2 protein-coding genes are annotated in these 3,410 nt (G+C 67.7%); both read right to left on the bottom strand.

The genetic code is table 11. The features are described from left to right. Positions 1–27 precede the first annotated feature (27 nt). The gene (locus DCO49_RS19725) at positions 28–1,668 is read right to left on the bottom strand and encodes an acetolactate synthase large subunit (protein WP_116865427.1); all 1,641 of its coding nucleotides are present in this window, start codon (positions 1,666–1,668) and stop codon (positions 28–30) included. A 62-nt stretch (positions 1,669–1,730) separates the two neighbouring features. After that, complete coding sequence (locus DCO49_RS19720) at positions 1,731–3,116, bottom strand: NAD-dependent succinate-semialdehyde dehydrogenase (RefSeq protein ID WP_116865426.1); 1,386 nt, start codon at positions 3,114–3,116, stop codon at positions 1,731–1,733. Positions 3,117–3,410 lie beyond the last annotated feature (294 nt).

Genomic DNA, 3,410 nt, shown 5'->3' with positions numbered 1-3,410 from the left:
ATCCGCCGGGCGTGGCCCGGCGCTACCTCACCCGTTCCCGGGGAACGCCTGCCGCAGTTCCTCCACCAGCACCCGCTGGTTTTCCGAGTAGTCCACTGGCACCGAGACCAGATGCACCCCGCCGTCGTTGAACGCCGCTTCCAGGGTCGGGATGAACTGCTCGATGGCGGTCACCTCATGGCCTTTGCAGCCATACGCCTCGGCGTACTTCACGAAATCCGGGTTGCTGAAGGTCATGCCGTAGTCGGTGAAACCATCCACCGCCTGCTTCCAGCGGATCATCCCGTAGGCGCCGTCATTGAGGATCAGCACCACCAGGTTCAGGCCCAGCCGGCGCGCTGTCTCCAGCTCCTGGCTGTTCATCATGAAGCCGCCATCGCCACAGACCGCCAGCACCCGCCGCTCGGGATACAGGATCGAGGCCAGGATCGCCGACGGAAGGCCCGCGCCCATCGTCGCCAGGGCGTTGTCCAGCAGCAGCGTGTTGGCCACCTGGGTGCGGTAATTGCGCGCAAACCAGATCTTGTACATGCCGTTGTCCAGCGCCACGATGCCGTCCGGCGGCATCACCTGGCGCACGTCATGCACCAGCCGCTGCGGGGTGAACCCGGCCTCCTCGGCACGGTCGGCAAGGTGCTCGAGGATGGTCGCGCGCAGCGGCAGCAGCGCATCGGCATGCGGCACGGCGCCTTCGATGCGGTCGGCGAGCTGGGTCAGCGAGCGACCGATATCGCCGATCACCTCCACCTGCGGGAAATACACCTGCTCCACCGCCGCCTGCGAATAGCCGATATGGATGACGGTCGGGCCACCCGGGCGCATCACGAAGGGCGGCTTTTCGGTCACTTCGTGGCCGATGGTCACGATCACGTCGGCCTGGTCGATGGCCATGTGCACGTAGTCGCGCTCGGTCAGTGCCGCGGTGCCCATGTACAGGCCCGAGCCGCCCGCCACCGCGCCCTTGCCCATCTGCGTGGTGAAGAACGGGATGCCGGCGCGCTGCACGAAGGCCGACAGCGCCTCGCTGGACTGCGGGCGCGATGCCGCCGAGGCGATCATCAGCAGCGGCCGCTTGGCACCGCGGATGATCTCCGCCGCGCGGTCCAGCGCTTCCGGGCTGGCAATCGGCCGGTCCACCGCGTGGGTCGGAATGAGGGGCACGCCCTCCACCTCGGTGGCGGCGATGTCCTCGGGCAGCTCCAGCAGCACCGGGCCAGGGCGCTCCTCCTGGGCCACGCGGAAGGCCTCGCGGACGATGGTCGGGATGGTGCGCGCCGAGACGATCTGCCGGGCCAGCTTGGTCAGCGGCTTCATCGTGCTGACGATGTCCACGATCTGGAAGCGCGCCTGCTTGCTGGCAACGATGCCCTTCTGGCCGGTGATCATGATGACCGGCCACGCCCCCAGCAGCGCATAGGCCGCGCCAGTGGTGAAGTTCAGCGCGCCCGGGCCGAGGGTGGCCAGGCACACGCCCGGCTTGCCGGTCAGGCGGCCGTAGGTGGCGGCCATGAACACCGCCGCCTGCTCGTGGCGGGTAATGACCAGCTCGATGCTGGAATGGCGCAGCGACTCGACCACGTCGAGGTTTTCTTCGCCGGGAATACCGAAAATGCGCTCGACGCCTTCGTTCTCAAGCGCGGCGACAAGCAGATCTGAACCCTTGGACATTGGATGCCGTCCTTTTCGCTGGACTGATGATGGATCGTTGCAGAGAGGGTGGAAGCCGCGCGTCAACGCTTGTCGAACCAGACCGTCTGCGCGTTGACGAACTCACGGATGCCGAAGTGCGAGAGCTCACGGCCGAAGCCGCTCTTCTTCACGCCGCCGATCGGCACGCGCGGGTCGGAGGCCGAGAAACCGTTGACGAACACGCCGCCTGTCTGCAGCCGGCGTGCCAGCTGCATGGCCCGTTCATGGTTGCCGGTCCACAGGTTGCCGCTGAGGCCGAACTCGCTCTGGTTAGCCAGCTCCACCGCGTGGTCGGCGTCGCGGGCGCGGCTGATCGAGGCCACCGGCCCGAAGGTTTCGGTATCGAAGGCCTGCATGCCCGGCTCGACCCCGGCCAGCACGGTCGGCGCGTAGAAGCTGCCCGGCCGGTCCAGCTGATGGCCACCGACCAGCAGCTGCGCGCCCGCATCGACCGACGCACGCACCTGCGCGTCGAGCTGCTCCAGCAGATCCTGGCGGGCCATCGGGCCGATGCGGTTGGCGGCTTCGCGGCCGTCACCGATGGTCAGCGCCTTCACCTTCTGGCAGAACTGCGCCACGAAACGCTCGTAGACAGCCTCTTCGACGATGATGCGCTTGCCGGCGATGCAGACCTGACCGGTGTTCTGGAAGCGCGAGGCCACGGCCGCATCGACGGCGGCGTCGAGGTCAGCATCGGCGAGCACGATGAACGGATCGGAGCCACCCAGTTCCAGCACCACCTTCTTCAGTGCCTGCCCGGCCTGGGCGGCGATGCTGCGACCGGCGGCGACGCTGCCAGTGAGGGTGACGGCAGCGATGCGGTCATCGGCGATGGCGGCGCTGGTGCCCTCGCGGCTGATGTTGGCGGCGATGAAGGTGCCGTCCGGCAGGCCGGCTTCGCGCCAGGCCGCATCGAGCAGCTGCGCGCTACCGACGATGTTCTCGGCCGGCTTCAGCAGGAAGCCGTTGCCACCCATCAGGATCGGCACGGCCGCGCGCATCACCTGCCAGTACGGGAAGTTCCACGGCATGATGCCCAGCACAACGCCCAGAGGCAGGTAGGACACGTAGGCCTTGTCATCGGGCACCTGGGTGGGCTCGTCGCGCAGGAACTGCGCACCGTTGTCGGCATACCAGTCGCACAGCAGCGCGCACTTCTCGATCTCGGCCAGCGATTCGGCGTGTACCTTGCCCATCTCGGCGGTAGCCATCGCGGCAAGCGGCTCCCGGTCACGACGCAGGACGGCGGCCATGGCACGCAGGACGGCAGCGCGCGCGTCCAGCGACTGCGTGCTCCAGGCGGCGAAGCCGACCTGGCCGCGCTGCAGGAGGTCTTCCAGTTCAGCGGCGGTGGCGAAGGGGTGGCTGGCGATCTGCTGGCCGGTGGCCGGATCGGGGGGGATGGCGGTGATGGGGGCAGCGGACATGCAGGTCTCCTGTTGTCTCGAGAACGGGCGGGCAGCCCGCCTCCTGCACAGGAATGTGGACCTGTTCGAGGGCAGCAACAAGGCGTCTGCTTATCCTGTGACCTGCAGTTACCTGTATTGGGAGGGGGGGGCATGGCAGGGCTGCGCCCTGCACCCGCCACAGGCCAGAGCAACGTCAAATTCAAGAGCTGGCTATCCGTGGGATGGCGGGGTGGGTCCGGTTGAGGGGGACGCTGCAAGTACGTCCCTGTAAGCTCGGTCGCCGCATCCATGCGGCTCACGCCCCCTCAACCG

It is taken from the genome of Stenotrophomonas sp. SPM (genome assembly GCF_003105135.1).
In the GTDB taxonomy this organism is placed as follows: domain Bacteria; phylum Pseudomonadota; class Gammaproteobacteria; order Xanthomonadales; family Xanthomonadaceae; genus Stenotrophomonas.
Note: the sequence above shows the minus strand (reverse complement) of the source record. Positions and strands in the feature narration are given on the sequence as shown.

Coding starts and splice junctions, on each gene's coding strand:
- DCO49_RS19725 (WP_116865427.1), bottom strand. CDS start 1,668: ATGTCCAAGGGTTCAGATCTGCTTGTCGCCGCGCTTGAGAACGAAGGC.
- DCO49_RS19720 (WP_116865426.1), bottom strand. CDS start 3,116: ATGTCCGCTGCCCCCATCACCGCCATCCCCCCCGATCCGGCCACCGGC.